We start from the raw sequence: 18,222 nt of genomic DNA on the forward strand, positions 1-18,222 counted from the left end.
CAATGACATTCCAAGTAGGGGGCAGACAAAAGTCGGTAATTTTTTGCTGCTAAAACTAGCAATTGAGTTGCCGTTGGTGCAGTCAGGAAAATGGAATTACAGATTTTAAGATTTTTTCTGATATTTCAGCATAAAGATCTCAATACTGTTCAAGATAATCTGCTGTTTCTCTTCAGCAGTTGGAACTTCCCGGACCCCAAGCAGCACTTCATGATGGCGCAGGCCCAACAGTAAAGAAAGGATCAGTAAGGTCAGGTTTTTTAAAGTTTCTGGCTGAATAAAGCCCAATTCGATAGCCTGCTGAAAAAAGTTTTCCCACAGTGCATTCATACGCAGATGGCAGGCATTATAAAATGTCTGTGCCAGTGGATTTTGTTCCGCCGCCAGTTCCACCAATAAGCGTTCCAGTTTGATGGCTTCTGGCAAATTCGTGATATTGAGGGCCAGCTCACAGGCATGCACAAATTCTTGATAAAAATTACTGTCGGCTTGCAGGTTTAAGGGGCGAGCACTGAGTAATTCTTCGCATGTGGCAACAATGGCACAAACAAATAAATTGGCTTTATCCTGAAAGTGATTGTAGACCGTCAGTTTGGTGACACCCGCTTCCTGGGCAATCTGGTTCATGCTGGAACCATGGTAGCCACACCTTAAAAATAAGCTTTTTGCTGCAGTTAAAATGCGCTGACGTTTTTCTAAGTCTTTGGGGCGACCCACATTTATTTGCACAATTTTTTCCAAAAAAATGAAAAAGGTCATTGATTTGACCCTCGATTCCCAATTAATGTACCGGTAAGTATATTAATTAAAAAACGATCAGTTTAAGATAATGCTTATTTTGCCTTAAAAAACATTTTGAGATAAGAGCCAACCTCATGAGCACAATAAAGATTGCAGTAAAAACCGCCCTGGTCAGCATGATGATTATTTGCAGTGTGACTTTATTGGGCTGCAGTACGGAGGCAACTGAAACAGAACAGGTTCCGTTTGTGATGGTGACTCAGCCGAACAGTACTCATAATGAACAGAAAAGCTATGCTGGAGATGTGCAGGCACGCCAGCAAACAGCTTTGGCCTTCCGGGTGGGCGGACAGATTATCGAACGTTATGTCGATGTCGGTGATCAGGTCAAGGTGGGGCAGGTACTGGCAAAACTCGATGTGAAAGATGCCCAGCTGCAGCTCAATGCAGCAAAAGCTCAACTTGAAAGTGCTCAGTCTGCAGCAAAAATTGCCGCAGATGAACGGCAGCGCTTTAAGCAATTGCTGCCGATGAATGCGGTCAGCCGTTCGCAATATGATGCGGTGGATAATCAGTATAAGTCAGCGATGTCCGCGCTGAAACAGGCGCAATCCAACTATCAGGTCAGCAGCAACCAGACCGGTTATAACCAGCTGATTGCCAATAAAAACGGGGTGATTACCGCACGCAATATTGAAGTGGGGCAGGTGGTCGCGGCAGGGCAGGCTGCTTATCAGATGGCGATTGCCGGTGATCGTGAAGTGGTGATCGGGGTGCCGGAACAGGCCATTTCAGAGATTAAAGTCGGTCAGACGGCATGGGTCACTTTATGGTCCAAACCTGAAGATAAATTTGCCGGCTATGTGCGTGAAATTTCTCCGGCAGCTGATCAGTCCCGAACTTTTAGTGTCAAAGTCGCTTTGCGTGAAGGCAATGCTGCCATTCAGCTGGGCCAGAGTGCACGGGTATTTTTTAACAATAGCCAAAACAATGTACTCAGTGTGCCGTTGTCCAGTGTCTCGGCCAATGGTCAGCAGGCCTATGTCTGGGTGGTGAAACCGGACCAGACTATTCATAAGGTGGCCGTGAACCTGGGAGCCTACGGTCGTGACAGTGTGCCGGTATTGTCCGGTCTAAATCCGCAGGATTATGTGGTGATTGGCGGTGTGCATTTATTGCGTGAACAACAGAAAATCCAGCCGATCGACCGGGAAAATCGTGCCGTGAAAATTCGGGCAGGAGCTGCATCATGAATTTAGGCTCGAACTTTAACCTGTCGGAATGGGCCCTGAAAAATAAAGGCTTGATTCTTTATTTCATGCTGCTGCTCGGCATTGTCGGCATTGTTTCCTATTCCAAACTGGCCCAAAGTGAAGATCCGCCGTTTACCTTTAAGGTGATGGTCATCCAGACCTACTGGCCGGGTGCAACCGCACAGGAAGTGTCGTTGCAAGTCACTGACCGCATCGAAAAGGAGTTGATGAGTACCGGTAACTACGAACGCATCATGGCCTATTCACGTCCCGGTGAATCACTGGTGACGTTTGTCGCCAAGGATTCGCTGCGCTCAAACCAGATTCCCGATGTCTGGTATCAGGTGCGCAAAAAAGTGGGCGATATCCAGCATCAATTGCCGAGTGGGGTGCAGGGGCCGTTTTTTAATGATGAATTTGGCGATACCTTCGGAAATATCTATGTTTTGACCGGTAAAGATTATGACTATGCCATATTGAAGGAATATGCCGACCGTCTGCAACTGCAACTGCAACGGGTCAAGGATGTCGGCAAGGTCAATCTGGTGGGGCTGCAAGACCAGAAAATCTGGATTGAACTGTCTAATACCAAAGCGGTACAGCTCGGCATTCCGGTCACAGCCATTCAGCAAGCCCTGCAACAACAAAATACCGTGGCCAGTGCCGGCTTTTTTGAAACCGGCACCGACCGCATTCAGATGCGGGTCAGCGGTCAATTAAAAAGTATTGATGAACTTAAACAAATGCCCCTGTTGGTGGCAGGAAAAACTATTCAGCTGGGCGATGTTGCGGACATTTATCGTGGCTTTAGCGAGCCGGCCCAGCCACGCATGCGTTTTATGGGCGAAAATGGGATTGGCATTGCCGTATCCATGCGCAAAGGTGGCGACATTCTGGCTTTGGGTAAAAATTTAGAAGCTGAATTTGCCCATTTGCAAAAATCTTTGCCTTTGGGTATGCAGCTAAAAAAAGTTTCCGACCAACCGGTTGCGGTGAAACGCAGCGTGAATGAATTCATGAAAGTGCTGGCAGAAGCGGTGATTATTGTCCTGTTGGTCAGCTTCTTTTCCCTGGGTTTTCGTACTGGTCTGGTGGTGGCATTTTCCATTCCACTGGTGCTGGCCATGACCTTTGCCGGCATGAATCTATTCGATGTCGGACTGCATAAAATTTCACTGGGCGCTTTAATTCTGGCGCTCGGTTTATTGGTGGATGATGCCATTATTGCCATTGAAATGATGGCCGTAAAAATGGAGCAGGGCTATAGTCGGCTGGAGGCAGCAGGTTTTGCCTGGAAAACCACGGCTTTTCCCATGCTAACGGGAACCCTGATTACCGCAGCCGGCTTTTTACCGATTGCTACTGCTGCATCCAGTACCGGTGAATATACCCGTTCTATTTTCCAGGTGGTGACCATTGCCTTGGTAGTGTCATGGTTTGCGGCAGTCCTTTTTGTCCCCTATCTGGGCGATAAACTGCTGCCCGATTTTAATCAAGACCTGCTGCAAAAAGCGCCATGGTATCAGCGCTTATGGGCGCGCTTACGCAGGCAACCCGAACCGCAAGCTGTGCTACATCATGCCGGTGAGCATCATGATCCTTATCAAACCAAGTTTTATCAAAAATTTAGAGGTTGGGTGAGTCAGTGTATTAGCTACCGTAAAACTGTGATTGCGATGACAGTAGGTATTTTTGTGCTGTCGGTGCTGATGTTTAAACTGGTACCGCAGCAGTTCTTTCCGCCGTCTAACCGGGCTGAAATTTTGGTGGATTTAAAGCTGGAAGAAGGGGCATCACTCACGGCTACAGAAAATGCCGTGAAAAAGGTAGAAAAATTCCTGTCGACCAAACAAGGCATCGACAATTATGTGGCCTATGTCGGCACGGGTTCCACCCGTTTCTACTTGCCACTGGACCAGCAATTGCCACAAGCCAGTTTTGCACAGTTTGTGGTTTTGGCTTCATCCCTGGATGACCGCGATGAAATCCGCAAATCTTTAGATCATGAAATCCGTAAATTGCTGCCGGATGTGCGTACTCGGGTCTCGCTGTTGGAAAATGGTCCGCCTGTCGGTTATCCATTGCAGTATCGCGTTTCCGGTGAAGACCTGAATCTGGTGCGTCAATGGGCACATAAGGTTTCCGCCGTCATTGCAGAGAATCCGAACACCACTAATGTTCATCTGGACTGGGGCGAACCGAGTAAGGTCATTCAGCTGAATATTGATCAGGATCGCGCCCGTCAAATGGGAGTATCAACTTTAGATTTGTCACAATTCCTGAACAGTTCCATCAGTGGTGCTGTGATTAACCAGTATCGTGAAAAACGTGAACTGATTGAAATCCGTTTGCGTGGAGACCAGAACGAACGCATCAATGTGGAATCTTTGTCCAGTCTGGCCGTACCGACTGCCAATGGCGGTTCTGTACCTCTGGCGCAAATTGCCAAAATTGAATATAAATTTGAAGATGGCCTGATCTGGCATCGTAACCGTTTGCCGACCATTACCGTACGTGCCGATATTCGGACCAAGTTGCAGCCTGCCACCGTGGTCGGGCAACTTGCCGATAAAATGGATCAGCTACGGGCCGAATTGCCAGGCGGTTATCTGGTTGAAGTGGGCGGTACGGTCGAAGAGTCGGCTCGTGGACAAAACTCGGTCAATGCCGGTATGCCGTTCTTCCTGGCAGTGGTGATGACCTTGCTGATGATTCAGCTCAAGAGTATGTCTCGTGCATTTATCGTCTTTTTGACCGCACCTTTAGGCCTGATTGGAGTTGTACTGTTTCTGTTATTGCTGAATAAACCTTTTGGTTTTGTGGCAATGCTGGGAACCATTGCCCTGTCAGGCATGATCATGCGCAATTCTTTAATCCTGATTGACCAGATTGAACAGGACATTCAGGCTGGACATGATCCTTGGAATGCCATTATCGATGCAACCGTACGTCGTTGCCGCCCGATTGTGCTGACCGCTCTGGCCGCAGTATTGGCGATGATTCCACTCTCCCGCAGTATTTTCTTTGGTCCGATGGCAGTGGCGATTATGGGCGGTTTGATTGTGGCGACCCTGTTGACGCTGTTCTTTTTACCGGCATTGTATGCACAATGGTTTAAAGTGAAAAAAAATAGCCAAACGGAGTAATTTTTTGACAATAATCAGGTGCGAAACGTTGAAAACTTCAATATAGTAGCACCTAATATTTGTATACATTTTTATCAAGCAATTTACTGCATATTAAAACTCTAAACATGCGGTAAATGGGGTTGAAACGCACATGAAGCAAGACAACTTAAGCCGACTTCGCCGTTCCGTTGCGATTTCCTATGTCTTGATGTTTTTCGCGTTATTTACTGTGATTAGTGGCATATTTGCTTATTGGTTTGCGCGCAAAGTCACACAAGTGGATGAAGTGGAGGTCTGGCTTGAAGCCCAAGCCCTCTGGATCATGCGTAATATTGTGATTTATATGATTTTGGTATGTTTTGCAGCACTCTGGTTTATTCCGCTGATTTTCTTTTATTGGGATAGTGCAGTTTGGGTAAAAGGTTGTACCGTTGCAGGCGTGGTTTTCGCCATGATTGCCTTCTTATTCCTGTTGAATGCCTGGCTGAAAGGAATCTCCCGGTTTTTCAAAAATAAAGCCGTTTTCTAATCCGAGTAAATTTTTTTCCCCTCTTTCCCTTGTAAAATTTGTTTCTGTCCCCAATTTCACACCACAGTTAAGTATTAAATAAAATTCCGTGAGGAGCATCGCCAGACATGGCTAAACGTGATTATTATGAGGTTTTGGGCGTCGCTAAAACCGCTAGTGATGATGAAATTAAAAAAGCCTACCGTAAGTTGGCGATGAAATATCATCCAGACCGTAACCCGGACAACCCTGAAGCTGAAGAAAAATTTAAAGAAGCTGCCGAAGCTTATGAAATTTTATCCGACAGTGAAAAACGCAGCATGTATGACCGTATGGGGCACAATGCCTTTGAAGGCGGCATGGGTGGTGGTGGCTTCGGTGGTGGTTTCAGCACTGAAGACATTTTTAGTCAGTTTGGCGACATCTTTGGTGGCGCATTTGGTGGCGGTGGTGGCCGTGGTCAGCAACGTGCACGTCGCGGATCAGACCTGCGTTACGTGATGGAATTGACCCTTGAAGAAGCGGTCAAAGGCGTGAAAAAAACCATTACTTTTACTGCACCTGCACCGTGTGAGGACTGTGATGGTAAAGGCTCTAAAAATCCGAACGATGTTGAAACCTGTAAAACCTGTCATGGTACAGGTCAAGTGCGTATGCAGCAAGGTTTCTTCTCTGTTCAGCAAACTTGTAGCACCTGTCGCGGTCAGGGTAAAATCATCAAGAACCCATGTAATACCTGTCATGGTTCTGGTGTAAAAAACCGTCAGCAAACCCTTGAAGTGACTATTCCTGCTGGTGTGGACAATGGCGACCGCGTACGTTTAACCGGTAAGGGTGAAGCGATTCGTGACGGCCAGTCTGGTGACTTATATGTTGAAGTGGTGGTGCGCGAGCATGACATCTTCCAGCGTGACGGTGCCGACCTGTATATGGATGTGCCGGTATCTATTGCCGATGCTGCATTGGGTAAAGAAATCCAGATTCCAACCCTGGATGGCCGTGTCAGCCTGAAAATTCCTGAGGGAACTCAAACCGGCAAACTGTTCCGCTTGCGTGGTAAAGGGGTTAAACCGGTACGTACCAGCATGCAGGGTGACTTGCTTTGCCGCGTAGTGGTCGAAACTCCGGTGAATTTGACTGCGCGTCAACGTGAGCTGTTAAAAGAATTGCAAGAAACGATGGATGGTGAGGACAGCAAATCATCGCCTAAGAAAAAATCGTTCTTCGGTCTGTTTGATTAATTTCAGACACAGTTTAAAAAAAGGGGGGAATATTGAATATTCCCCCCTTTTTTTATAAGCGCTTATTCGATGATTGGTTTGTCAATAGCTTCGACATCTACCGATTGCGTTGCTGCTTCGCCAGCCGGTTCTTGCTTGGTCGCTGCCGGATTAGTTTCAGCTTTAGCCGGTGTAGAGCTATGGGTACGAATATTTATTTTGACTTGTGATAAGCTTTCCAAAGTATCTCCCGCTTGGATTGCCGGTTCTGCCCACGCTGTGCTGACGATGGTTGCCATAAAAACGGTTAATGCGATTTTTTTCGAATGCATGTTGATTTCCTTATAATTCATCTTTTGATCACTCGTGTTGCGTAGTCTGCGCAGAGATGTTTACAGGGAGATGAAAATCAGCAGCAAAATCATTTATTTTTAATGCTGAACTTTCAATACAGCAACCGGTCGGGGTTGAGCCATTACATCGTGCTTTGGCATAAACATTCATCATGACCGGTTTCTTTTTAAATAAAAAATTTCAGGCTGAAACTTAGTCTCGGTACATAGTTTTGATATAGTAAGAACAATTTAAAATCAACATTGGGAATATGTTATGTCAGCAGCTCCACGCATTGGTGTATTGGGTGCAGGCGGTCGTATGGGACGCATCCTTATTCAGGCCGTTAAAGAAGCAGGTTACCAGCTTGCAGCAGCAGTTGAACGCCCTGAAAGCAGCCTGATTGGTGCAGATGCAGGTGAGCTTGCCGGTATTGGTGCTGTGGGTGTAAAAGTGGTAGGTAGTCTGCAAGAAGTTTTGCAAGACTGTGACGTGGTGATTGATTTTACTGCACCAGTTGCAACTGCTCAGCATTTAAAATTATGCCGTGAAGCAGGGGTGGCAATTGTGATTGGTACCACTGGCATGAATGATGAACAAAAAGCCTATCTGGATGACAGCGCAACGCAAACTCCTGTTGTTTATGCTGCCAACTATTCGGTTGGCGTGAATGTTTCCATTAAACTGTTAGAACTGGCATCTAAAGTGTTTGGTGATACAGTCGATATTGAAGTGATCGAAGCACATCACCGTCATAAGGTCGATGCACCGTCAGGTACAGCACTGATGATGGGCGAAGCCATTGCCGATACTTTAGGCCGTAACTTAAAAGAAGTCGCGGTGTATGGCCGTGAAGGTCATACTGGCCCGCGTGATCGTCAAACCATTGGTTTTGAAACGATTCGTGGTGGTGACATCGTCGGTGAACACACAGTGATGTTTATTGGTGAAGGCGAACGTGTGGAAATTACCCATAAAGCCACCAACCGTATGAACTTTGCCGCAGGGGCCGTTCGTGCCGCAGCATGGGTCGTGGGTCGCGAAGCATGCAAATATGATATGAAAGACGTACTGGGTTTTAACGATATTCAGGTATAAAAAATCGTCAAAATCATTTATAACAATACAACAAAATTAAAATAAGAAGCTCAACGGAATGAAAAAAGTGATCTTGATGGCTTGTGCCGTAGCCTGTTTGGCTGCTGCACAGGCTAAACCTGTCGATAATGCCAAGCTCAGTATTCACAAGAATAATATTAAAGTCTGGACCTACCAGAACAGCCAAAATCCGGTATTTTTATACAAAGCCGAAACCACTTATGATACATCTTTCGAAAAAGCAGTGGGGCTGATTCTGGATGTCGACCATGCGGTGAAATGGGTACCGTATATGGGCAGCGTGAAAGTACTATCGCGCGATGATAAAAAAGGCGAATTTTTATTGTATATGGTGCTGGATTTTCCTTTTCCGCTGAAAGACCGTGATTTGGTGGTGCAAGGCAAAATGATAAAAGATGCTCAAGGCATCATCACGATCAAGAATAAAGCGGTTGATAAAGCTTATGCCAAAAATCCGGATTATATCCGTTTAACCCATTATGAAGGCGATTGGACCTTTCAGAAATTAGCCAATAATAAAGTCAAGGTTTCAACTTATGGTTATGCCAATCCTGAAGGTTCTATTCCTTTAACCTTTGTGAATATGTTTGTACAGCAGCAGCCTTATCAGATGCTGCAAAAGATGAAGACAGAACTTGCCAAACCCTCAAGTATTCCGCTGTTGCCTGAAGCCTTACGCTAATTAACAAAACGAAAAAAATTCCGCATTAGGCGGAATTTTTTCCTCATCGTATCTGATGAAATTTGAATTCAGCCGAATCACATAAAAATTAGAAGTCAGCTTTTAACACAATCCGGTAACGGGCCTGACCCGAATGCAGACGTTCAATCGCTTCATTCAGTTGTGACATTGGAAAAACTTCAATTTGCGGGGCAATATTTTTCCGCGCAGCAAATTTCAGTAACTGACGCAATGCAGCAGGCGAGCCAGTAGGTGAACCGGTAACCGATTTTGCGCCGCCAATCAGCATGCCGGCAGAGATCTGCATCGGTTCAAGTACCAGACCCAGCATATGTACCGTACCGTTTGGAGCCAGTGTGGTTAAATAGGCAGACCAGTCCAGAGTGACATTGACGGTACTGAGTAGCAAATCGAATTTACTACGTTGAGCTTTTAATGCGGCTGTATCACGGCTATTCACCACATGGTCTGCACCCATGGCTTTCAGTTCTTCAGTTTTATCTAAGTTAGACGTGAATGCGGTAATTTCACAGCCCCAAGCTTTTAGCAGTTTGATTGCCATATGCCCTAAACCGCCAATCCCAATCACACCCACATGATGAATGGCCTGAATCTGGTGTTTTAAAATCGGATCAAATACGGTAATCCCGCCACAGAGCAGCGGACCGGCACTTTCCGGATCCAGATCTTCGGGCAGGGGAATCACCCATTGCCAGCCTGCACGGACTTTATCGGCAAAACCACCGGCATGACCCACAATGGTCGCTTTTTTTTCACCGCTACACAGGACTTGCTGGCCCGATACACAAGGATCACAATGCTGGCAACTTTCAGCAGTCCAGCCAATGCCCACGCGTTGTCCCACTTTCAGACCTTTGGCCTCTGAACCCAACTGAATGATAGTGCCAATAATTTCATGTCCGGCCACCACGGGATAAACTGAAGATTTCCAGTCATTATTGATTACTGAAATATCGGAATGGCATAAACCACAATATTCGACTTTGACTTCCACCTGATGCGGCTGGAGTTCTCCGGCATCAAACTGATAGGGTTCAAGTGCTGCACCGGCCTTTAAGGCTGCATAAGCATGGATGAGATTGTCATTCATGGCGGAATCCTTTTATGGTTATAGTCACGTGTTAAGTTGATTTAAAAGTGCAATTATTTTCATGGTCATCGACCATACCGACAGCCTGCATAAAAGCATAGCAGGTAGTGGGTCCAACAAATTTAAAGCCTTTCTTTTTTAAGGCTTTGGATAGTGCAAGGCTAATATCTGTTTGGACCGGTGCCTGACGATAATCCGGCACATCATTGTGTAGGATCTGATGTTGAACAAAGCTCCATAACCAGTTGCAAACATTGATCTGTTGTGGTTTTAGTTCTTGGCTTAAATGCTGCCAGGCCATGGCATTATCACGAATGGCTTTGAGTTTGCCGATGTGTCGGATCAGGCCGGCATCCTGGAGTTTATTTTCCAGTTCTGCATCACTGAACTGGGCGATCTTGGCAATCGGGTATTGAAAGAAATGCTGCCGATAGCAGTCACGTTTTTTCAGTACGGTAATCCAGGACAGACCGGCCTGCTGTCCTTCCAGACACAGCATTTCAAATAAATGCGCCTCATCATGACTGGCTTTGCCCCACTCATGATCATGGTAGGCCATATACAGTGAATCATTCGAGCACCAAGCACAGCGTTGAACCGACATTTTTGATGCTCCTGACCAGGTTTAAAGCTTGAATTCAGTCCATTGATCTTGCTGGTTATCCCAGTAATACAGTTCGGCTTGCGGTAAGTCCGCGAATTGAATCCACATGTCTTTGCCGGCTTTTTCTGCAAAACCGGTACTGATCAAAAGCGCCTCTTCGGTAATTTCCATCACCCAGCCTTGGTGGGTTTCTCCTGCCAACACAATTTTTTGTTGATTGCCTGATTCAGCAAATTCGACCAAACGATTGATCAACGCTTCTGACATGAATAATTCCTAAAAATTAACGTAAATAAGGATAGGGATTCACCACACCACGACCCTTACCCTCCAGGTAAATAGCATAGTGTAAATGCGGTGCCGTATGACGTGCATTACCGGTATTGCCAACATAACCAATCAGATCACCTTTTTTGACATAATCGCCGACATTTAAGCCGCGTTTATGATCATCTAGATGGGCATAGTAATGCCAGCTTCCACCGGGTCCCAGAATCCAAACCACTTTACCACCCAAATTGTTATTGCGTAAGTCGGCAATGAGGCCTTCTGTGGCACTCAATACTTTTGTTCCACGTGGAGCCATAATATCGATGCCTTCATGGGTACGGCCATGACTACGCGAAGCTCCCCAAGTATCCTTTAACTGTCTGGCTTTGATATTTTTTACCGGTATAGGCAATGATGATTTCAGTTGCATACTTTTCAGCTTTTGCACCTGAGCCGGTGGGAGCGGGGTAGAGGACGGTTTTTGCGGCGTCGAGGTACATGCCGCAATCCACAAAATGCTAAAACCCAAGAATAAGGCTGAAATAAAACGTAGCACTGTTCATCCTTTTTTCATTCTAATCTATATGAAATTATTCGAACTACAGTGCCTGACTATCTCATAAATTTAATGCAGAGATCAATTTTTTCATTGCGGTGGGCAGCCCCATAGCCGTTGCACTTTGGGGGGCTAACCATGTGCCATTCAGTTCGATTGCCAGATGTTCCTGCTGGTCAGGATCGACTGCAAAGCAGAGGGCTTCCAGTTGCCAGGTAAAGTGAGTAAAACTATGCATGATTTGCGTCCGTTGAATCACTTTTTTTAAACCTAAAGATTGGTACAGTTGTTCAAATTCGGCAGGATTTTCAATAATCGGCAGGCACCACAAACCACCCCATAAGCCACTATTGGGGCGTTGTTGCCATAACCATTGATCATGAGACTGAATTAGCAAAACTTGTGCTGATTTTACCGGAACAGGTTTTTTGGCTTTTTTAAACGGCAGCTCAGTTTCCAGTCCCTGTTGATGGGCCTTGCAGTGCTGCTGCATCGGGCAATATAAACACAAGGGTTTTTTCGGCGTACAGATGGTTGCTCCCAAATCCATAATCGCCTGGGTATAGTCATGATTGCGCTCAACCGGGCACAACTGTTCTGCCAGTTGCCACATGGCACGTTCATGCACCGGTTTGGACAGGTCATCTTCAATGGCAAAGAAACGTGCCAATACCCGTTTGACATTGCCATCCATAATTACGCCGTACTGACGCAAACCGAGGGACATCAGTGCCCCGGCAGTGGATGGGCCAATTCCGGGAAGCTCGATCCATTCTTCTAATGTCGCTGGAAAATGACCTCGACGAGCCACCATTCCCGCAGCTTTATGCAAATTTCGGGCGCGGGCATAATAACCCAGACCGGCCCAATACGGGGCTACATCATCCCAACTGGCCTGTCCCAAATCTGCTACCGTCGGAAAGCGTTCGATAAAACGCTCGAAATATTGCAGCACGGTTTTCACTTGAGTTTGCTGCAACATAATTTCTGAGACCCAGACTTTGTAGGGGTCGTCCGCGACTTGCCAGGGCAAATCATGGCGGCCATGAACGTCAAACCATGAAAGCAGGGCATTGGCAAAAGAAAACTGTGACATGTGAACCGTAGCGTGGGAATATACGAATAGTATAACGAAAATTGCCCAGTACTGCGGTGCTGTCCAAAGCAAAAAAAATGATGCCGAAGCATCATTTTTTGATGGATAAAGTCCAATCCATTTCATTCGCTGCTCATGCCCCAACGCTCGTCAAGTGTCAATGTTTGGCCTTCATAGCGTGGAATAACATGAATATGCAAATGTTCATCAACCTGGCCAAATACCGCACCATCATTAAAGCCAATATGAAAACCTGTAGGATGGTAACGTAGCTTTAATTCATTACGGGCAAGCTCAAGCAGAGACATCAGGCTTTTGCGTTCTTTGTCCGTGATATCAAAAAAAGAACTGACATGACGTAAAGGAACAATCACGGAATGACCTTTGGATAAAGCATTTGGTTCGGGTAAAATGACCCCGAAATCATTTTTATCAATGATGTCATATTCATCAAAATTGCAATATGCACAATTATTTGTAGTCATTGTTATATCCTCTCTAAATTATCCATGTCAGTGGATCGGTAAAAATAGCCAAACGATCTTTACCTTCATTGTTATTCACCAAGTCGTGTTTTAAATAATTCATACATGGCAGATAAACCTTGTTGTTCGGCTGCTACGTTATAGCCCAGATCAATACCATTGGCTTTGGCACGTTCGTCTGCCAGCGGGTTGCTAAAACCATGTTTAGCATCTTCGAAGACAATCACTTCATGCTCGACTTGAGCAGCATGCATCTCTTCTTTAAAGCGTGCGACATCGTCCAGGCTGACCATACTATCCAGTTCTCCGTGGAGCACTAAAATTTCAGCTTTTACCTGTCCGGGCTGTGCAGGGGTTTTCGGAGTTAAGTTACCATGGAAAGTCACCACAGCTTTTAAATCCGCACCAGAACGAGCTAGATCAAGTACCACTTTGCCGCCATAACAAAAGCCTATAGCTGCCAGTTTATCTGCATTTACTTCTTCTTGTGCAGCTAATGTGGCTAAACCTGAAGACGCACGGGTCACAATTGCTTCAGGATCATCAAAGGTTTGCATCATCCATTCGCTGGCTTGAGGAACAGCTGTGGTGACTTTTTTATCTCCGTACATATCAATGGCAAGAGCGGCGTAGCCGTGTTCGGCAAGTTCACGTGCACGTTGTTCGGTGTAATCATTTCGTCCCCACCATTCTGGTGCCACAATAATGCCAGGGAGCGGTTTTTCCGATTCAGGTGCGGCAAAGTATCCGATCAAATGTGTTCCATCTGGGGCAGTGTACTGAATTTCGCGAGTTTTAATGCCGAGAGCCATGGATTCAATCCTTGTAATAAATAAAAAATGTCTGAATTAAAAAGTATAGAAAAGAATTTCTTTAATGATTGTACAAGATTGTTCAACTTTGACGACATACTAAGATGCATAAATTGAAACATGCTTTTAATTCAGCAGAATATGTATCTAAATATTTAATAAATAAGGAGTTAATATTATTTTTAGGTGTTGGGAAAAGAGAAAATAGATCGGCAGGATTTCAGAATAATGACCTCTTCCAGAACGGAGCGCAACATGTGCCAGAGTATCTCATCCATGCTAAAAATGGCGAGCAGTCATAACTGTTGGGGGAGTTTCAGATTGACCCACTCGCTATTTTGAAATGAGATAGTGACTGACCGATTACTTGCTGGATTTGGGCAATACTTCAAGCAGTTCGACATCAAAAATCAAGGTGCTATTCGGTTCAATCACATCGCCGGAGCCAATTTGACCGTAGCCAAGTTGTGCCGGAATGAAAAAGCGATATTTGGCCCCTTCGTTCATCAGCTGTAAGCCTTCCGTCCAGCCTTGAATTACCTGGCTGACCTGAAATTCCGCTGGCTGGTTTCGGGCAATCGAGCTGTCAAACACGGTTCCATCAATGAGCCGGCCTTCATAATTGACTTTAACCACGGAATAGGGCTTTGGCGATTTTCCGTTGCCCTGTTTTAAAATCTGATACTGTAAACCTGATTTGGTGCTTTGAACACCTTCTTTTTTGGCATTGGCTGCTAAAAATTCCGCCCCAATTTTGGCATTGGTTTCGGCTTTTTGTTTTAATTCAATCAGCTGTTTTGCTTCACTTTGCTTTTTATGCTGGTTCAAAACACGAGCCATTTCTTCATCGGTCAGGGCAGATTTACCGCCTTGCGTGGCTGTCTTTAGACCCAGTATGAAAGCCTCCAGGTCTAAATCTTTAAACGAGTCAGCATTGCTACGTCCCATTAAGTAACCGAAGCTGTAACCAACCTGTTCCTTTAAACTGCTGCTATTGGTCACCGTTTTTGCAAAACTTGCCGTTGTGCACATGCATAAACAAAGTAGTGTTATAGATGTTTTCATTTTCTTATCTCAAGATAAAGAAAGGAGAGCAAAAGCTCTCCTTAAAACTATTATTTTACTTTAATCAGTTCAACATCAAAAATCAGGGTGCTATTGGCAGGAATTGTGCCCGGAACACCTTGTTCGCCGTAGCCTAATTGTGAAGGAATATAAAGGGTGGCTTTACCGCCTTCTTTCATCAGTTGCAAGCCTTCAGTCCAACCGGGAATGACCTGATTCAGCGGGAATTCAATCGGTTGGCCACGTTCAATCGAGCTGTCAAATACCTTGCCATCGACCAGTTGGCCTTTGTAATGAACGGTAACCACAGAAGTAGCAGTCGGCTGTTTACCTGTACCTTCTTTGGTGATTTTGTACTGCAAGCCTGAAGCCGTGGTTTTCACACCTGGTTTTTTCGCATTTTCAGCCAAGAAATTGTCACTTGATGATTGAGCTGTTTTGGCTTGGTCCAGCTGTTTCTGTTGCATCTCTTTTTGGAACTGCTGATAGGCTTGTTGAAGTTCTTGTTCTGTATAAGCCGGTTTATTACGAGCATGCCCTTCACGTACACCTGTAACAAAACTGTTAATGTCTAATTCAGGCGGGGTTTGATGTGCGACTTCATAACCGAGCGCATAACTGATTTTTTCAACAGCAGAGGCATTTTTTGATGCTTTTGATGTCACGGTAGCCGGGTTTTGAGTTGCATAATAAACAGGTACAAGTGCAGCACCGCCTAAAAGAACAGCGACAGCGATGGGTAAGGCTTTACTCATAGGTTTTCCCAAAATCATTTTATATTAAAAAAGTTGCATTAATTTTAGCAGACTTTTCTATGCAGCACGTTTCGAGCGAATCGTGGTGTACAGAAATCCAATATATTCTTATCAACCCAACTATTCTATAACAGGCTGAATATAGAAAACATTTCTCATACAATAAAATATCTGTTTTTTATTTCCATAAAAAATAAGCCTCAAAAGCAAAAGCCAGTGATTTCCCACTGGCTTTCAGCCTACAGCGTTTTAAACGATATCGATGAAAAAGATTTAATCATTGTCTTTTGAGGCTTTATAACCATAAGTATAGTTATAGCCATAGCCATAGCCATAGCCATAAGCGCCCGAGCCACGTTGAATATCATTCAAAATAAAGCCATTGACCTTAACATTGACTTGTTCAAAACGATTGACAGTTAATTCCAGTTCTTTCATCTGTGATTTTGCATATCGTGCGATGACTAAATTCACACCCGCATATTGTGAAATGATAATACCGTCTGTTACTGCCAGTACAGGTGGGGTATCGATAATAACGTGATCATAACGGGGTGAAATTTGTTCTAGAAGTTCCGAGAATTTTGCCGAACTTAAAAGCTCTGAAGGATTCACCGGACTTTTACCACGGGTAATTACATCCAGGTGGGGAACGTCAGTGGATTTAACAATACTTTCAAGTGTTTGTTGACTATTTAAATATTCAGCCAAACCGGATTGGTTGTCATGGTTGAAATATTTGTGTAAATAACCACGACGCATATCACCATCAATAATTAATACCCGCTTATTACTTTGTGCCAAAATTACTGCTAAGTTTGCAGAAATAAAAGATTTACCCACTTCAGGAGCAGGGCCAGAAATCATGATGATATTGTTTTTGGCTTTGCTTAAAGCAAAGTGAATTGCAGTACGCATACTGCGTAAGCTCTCGATGGCAATATCATCACTATTTTTAATGGCTAAAATAGGAATATGCTTTTTCTTTTTCAGAAGCTTAATCCGACTTTCTTGAATCGGTGAACGCGGAACAGTGGCATAGACCGGTAAATCCAGTTCATTTTCAATTTGATCTGCATCTTTAATCCCTGAGCGCATCATATTGCGTAATAAAGCCAGTAAGGTTCCTAGGAAACCACCCAGGAATATGGCCAAAATTAAAATTTGCAGTTTCTTTGGTTTAATTGGTTCAATTGGCAATACAGCTGTATCTACAACCCGGACATTGCCAATTTCACCGGCTTTGGCAATACGTAATTGCTGGTACGAGTTAAGCAGGGCTGTATAAAGCTGCTGTTTGACTTCAACCTCACGGTAAAGCTGCAAATAGCGGCGTTGCAAGTCTGGTAACTGTTTTAATGTGCCATTCAGCTCGGCAATTTTCTTATTGATTGCACCCAGTTGAGCATTCATTTGTTGCATCACTGGATGTTCATTGGTGTATTTTGCAGAAGCTTCCGCCAGTTTCTGCTCCAGTTCAGCTTTGGAGGTTTCAAGCTGAATGCTCTGGGTTAAATACAGTTCAGATTCTTTGGTCACATCAACAGTATTATACTGTTGGCGGAATTTGTTGAATTCTCGTTCAGCCACATCAAGCTGCTGTTTTAATTCTGGTAACTGCTCTTCAAGAAATTTAAGCGTTTGTGCGGTTTCAGCGGAGCGACGTTCAATATTTTGGTGGCTATAGGCAACCAGAATTGAGTTAAGGACTTTGGTAATATGCTCTTTGTCTTGACCTTGATAATTTAGGCCCAAGATGCCGGTCAGTTTGCCTTTTTCGGCCACAGAATAGTTATTTGTGATTGAACCCATTGCTGCGGGTAAAGACATTTTTTGAATATTATAGCTGTCTTTTAATGGGTCTTGAGTGTAAATGGCAACTTTCCAGGTTCCGGATGCTGAGCTGTGTTGGCTCTCCTGGTTGATCGGACCACTAATAACCACTTGCTGGGTTGCTGTATCTGTTAGAGTGAATTTATTGTCATTAAAATTAAGCAGCAAATTTTTGTCTAAATAGTCAGGTGGAACTTCAAACTTGCGAACCTCAAAGGACTGGGCATCATCCTTAAATAAAACAGATTTGTTTTGATATTGGGTTTGATAATCATGGGGGTGTAATAAACGATCAAAAAAACTGTTTTCTGTGCCTGAAATTTTTAAATCGAGATTTAAGTTTTTAATAACAGAACCCAGTACCAAACGGGACTTGAGAAGTTCTATTTCAGCTTGAGCTGGTTGCTTCTGCTCAATCATATTGGATAAATCACCCAATAAAGCAGCAGAGGTTCCCTTACTTTCCTCTACTTGTACCAGGGCATCCACTGAATAGGTATCCGGCGTTGTTTTTAAATACAGCAGTGCAGAAACCAGACTTAAAATGATGCAGAGTGCTATCAGTTTCCATTGCGCAATCAGTGAAAAGAAGAGTTCTTTTAAATCAATAGTATCTTCAGTATTGGTATTTTGGCTCATAATTTTGCTATC

At 44.5% G+C, this 18,222-nt stretch carries 19 protein-coding genes; 6 read left to right on the forward strand and 13 right to left on the reverse strand.

Translation table 11 applies throughout. The features are described from left to right. Positions 1-105 precede the first annotated feature (105 nt). Complete coding sequence (locus FTT87_RS02995; RefSeq protein ID WP_180174329.1) at positions 106-729, reverse strand: TetR/AcrR family transcriptional regulator; 624 nt, start codon at positions 727-729, stop codon at positions 106-108. 146 nt (positions 730-875) lie between these two features. Here FTT87_RS02995 and FTT87_RS03000 point away from each other — a divergent pair, with 146 nt between their 5' ends. The 4 genes from FTT87_RS03000 to dnaJ all read left to right on the forward strand — a co-directional run bounded on the left by FTT87_RS03000 (position 876) and on the right by dnaJ (position 6,871). After that, complete coding sequence (locus tag FTT87_RS03000; protein WP_180174330.1) at positions 876-1,994, forward strand: efflux RND transporter periplasmic adaptor subunit; 1,119 nt, start codon at positions 876-878, stop codon at positions 1,992-1,994. Continuing rightward, positions 1,991-5,140, forward strand: coding sequence for an efflux RND transporter permease subunit (locus FTT87_RS03005; protein WP_180174331.1), 3,150 nt, complete (start codon positions 1,991-1,993; stop codon positions 5,138-5,140). The genes FTT87_RS03000 and FTT87_RS03005 overlap by 4 nt, the downstream gene beginning before the upstream one ends. Before the next feature lie 133 nt (positions 5,141-5,273). Beyond that, on the forward strand, positions 5,274-5,651 hold the full coding sequence (locus FTT87_RS03010; protein ID WP_086176574.1) for a hypothetical protein: 378 nt from the start codon (positions 5,274-5,276) through the stop codon (positions 5,649-5,651). Between the two features lie 107 nt (positions 5,652-5,758). Then, positions 5,759-6,871 carry a molecular chaperone DnaJ gene (gene dnaJ / locus FTT87_RS03015; RefSeq protein WP_180043870.1) on the forward strand — a complete coding sequence of 371 codons (1,113 nt, stop codon included), beginning with the start codon at positions 5,759-5,761 and terminating at the stop codon, positions 6,869-6,871. A 62-nt stretch (positions 6,872-6,933) separates the two neighbouring features. Here the strand turns inward: dnaJ and FTT87_RS03020 are convergent, their stop codons facing one another. Next, positions 6,934-7,182: a hypothetical protein gene (locus FTT87_RS03020; protein ID WP_180174332.1), complete on the reverse strand. Its 249-nt coding sequence runs from the start codon at positions 7,180-7,182 to the stop codon at positions 6,934-6,936. A gap of 28 nt (positions 7,183-7,210) precedes the next feature. Beyond that, a complete protein-coding gene (locus tag FTT87_RS03025) occupies positions 7,211-7,357 on the reverse strand; it encodes a hypothetical protein (protein ID WP_180082073.1) in 147 nt (48 codons plus the stop codon). A 102-nt stretch (positions 7,358-7,459) separates the two neighbouring features. Between FTT87_RS03025 and dapB the strand changes: the two genes are divergently transcribed. Together dapB and FTT87_RS03035 are read left to right on the forward strand one after the other, a co-directional pair. Further along, complete coding sequence (gene dapB, locus FTT87_RS03030) at positions 7,460-8,281, forward strand: 4-hydroxy-tetrahydrodipicolinate reductase (protein ID WP_086196765.1); 822 nt, start codon at positions 7,460-7,462, stop codon at positions 8,279-8,281. A 58-nt stretch (positions 8,282-8,339) separates the two neighbouring features. Further along, positions 8,340-8,984, forward strand: a complete 645-nt coding sequence (locus tag FTT87_RS03035; protein WP_180174333.1) for an START domain-containing protein — start codon at positions 8,340-8,342, stop codon at positions 8,982-8,984. Positions 8,985-9,072: 88 nt separating this feature from the next. Here the strand turns inward: FTT87_RS03035 and FTT87_RS03040 are convergent, their stop codons facing one another. The 10 genes from FTT87_RS03040 to FTT87_RS03085 all read right to left on the reverse strand — a co-directional run bounded on the left by FTT87_RS03040 (position 9,073) and on the right by FTT87_RS03085 (position 18,210). Continuing rightward, positions 9,073-10,095 (reverse strand): NAD(P)-dependent alcohol dehydrogenase, encoded by a 1,023-nt coding sequence (locus FTT87_RS03040; RefSeq protein ID WP_180174334.1) that lies wholly within the window; start codon positions 10,093-10,095, stop codon positions 9,073-9,075. A 31-nt stretch (positions 10,096-10,126) separates the two neighbouring features. Then, positions 10,127-10,699 carry a DNA-3-methyladenine glycosylase I gene (locus FTT87_RS03045; protein WP_180082077.1) on the reverse strand — a complete coding sequence of 191 codons (573 nt, stop codon included), beginning with the start codon at positions 10,697-10,699 and terminating at the stop codon, positions 10,127-10,129. A gap of 21 nt (positions 10,700-10,720) precedes the next feature. Beyond that, on the reverse strand, positions 10,721-10,966 hold the full coding sequence (locus tag FTT87_RS03050) for a hypothetical protein (RefSeq protein WP_180042687.1): 246 nt from the start codon (positions 10,964-10,966) through the stop codon (positions 10,721-10,723). 16 nt (positions 10,967-10,982) lie between these two features. Further along, positions 10,983-11,525 (reverse strand): M23 family metallopeptidase, encoded by a 543-nt coding sequence (locus FTT87_RS03055; protein ID WP_180042686.1) that lies wholly within the window; start codon positions 11,523-11,525, stop codon positions 10,983-10,985. Positions 11,526-11,586: 61 nt separating this feature from the next. Then, on the reverse strand, positions 11,587-12,621 hold the full coding sequence (mutY, locus tag FTT87_RS03060; protein WP_180174335.1) for an A/G-specific adenine glycosylase: 1,035 nt from the start codon (positions 12,619-12,621) through the stop codon (positions 11,587-11,589). Positions 12,622-12,743: 122 nt separating this feature from the next. Further along, the gene (locus tag FTT87_RS03065; RefSeq protein ID WP_180042684.1) at positions 12,744-13,106 is read right to left on the reverse strand and encodes an HIT family protein; all 363 of its coding nucleotides are present in this window, start codon (positions 13,104-13,106) and stop codon (positions 12,744-12,746) included. Between the two features lie 71 nt (positions 13,107-13,177). Further along, positions 13,178-13,918, reverse strand: a complete 741-nt coding sequence (locus FTT87_RS03070; protein ID WP_180174336.1) for a dienelactone hydrolase family protein — start codon at positions 13,916-13,918, stop codon at positions 13,178-13,180. A 363-nt stretch (positions 13,919-14,281) separates the two neighbouring features. Further along, the gene (locus FTT87_RS03075; protein ID WP_180174337.1) at positions 14,282-14,983 is read right to left on the reverse strand and encodes an FKBP-type peptidyl-prolyl cis-trans isomerase; all 702 of its coding nucleotides are present in this window, start codon (positions 14,981-14,983) and stop codon (positions 14,282-14,284) included. Positions 14,984-15,033: 50 nt separating this feature from the next. Further along, complete coding sequence (locus FTT87_RS03080) at positions 15,034-15,738, reverse strand: FKBP-type peptidyl-prolyl cis-trans isomerase (RefSeq protein ID WP_086196753.1); 705 nt, start codon at positions 15,736-15,738, stop codon at positions 15,034-15,036. Positions 15,739-16,011: 273 nt separating this feature from the next. Beyond that, positions 16,012-18,210 carry a polysaccharide biosynthesis tyrosine autokinase gene (locus FTT87_RS03085; protein WP_180174338.1) on the reverse strand — a complete coding sequence of 733 codons (2,199 nt, stop codon included), beginning with the start codon at positions 18,208-18,210 and terminating at the stop codon, positions 16,012-16,014. Positions 18,211-18,222: the final 12 nt, after the last annotated feature.

The organism is Acinetobacter sp. YH01022, from assembly GCF_013420235.1.
Classification (GTDB): Bacteria; Pseudomonadota; Gammaproteobacteria; order Pseudomonadales; family Moraxellaceae; genus Acinetobacter.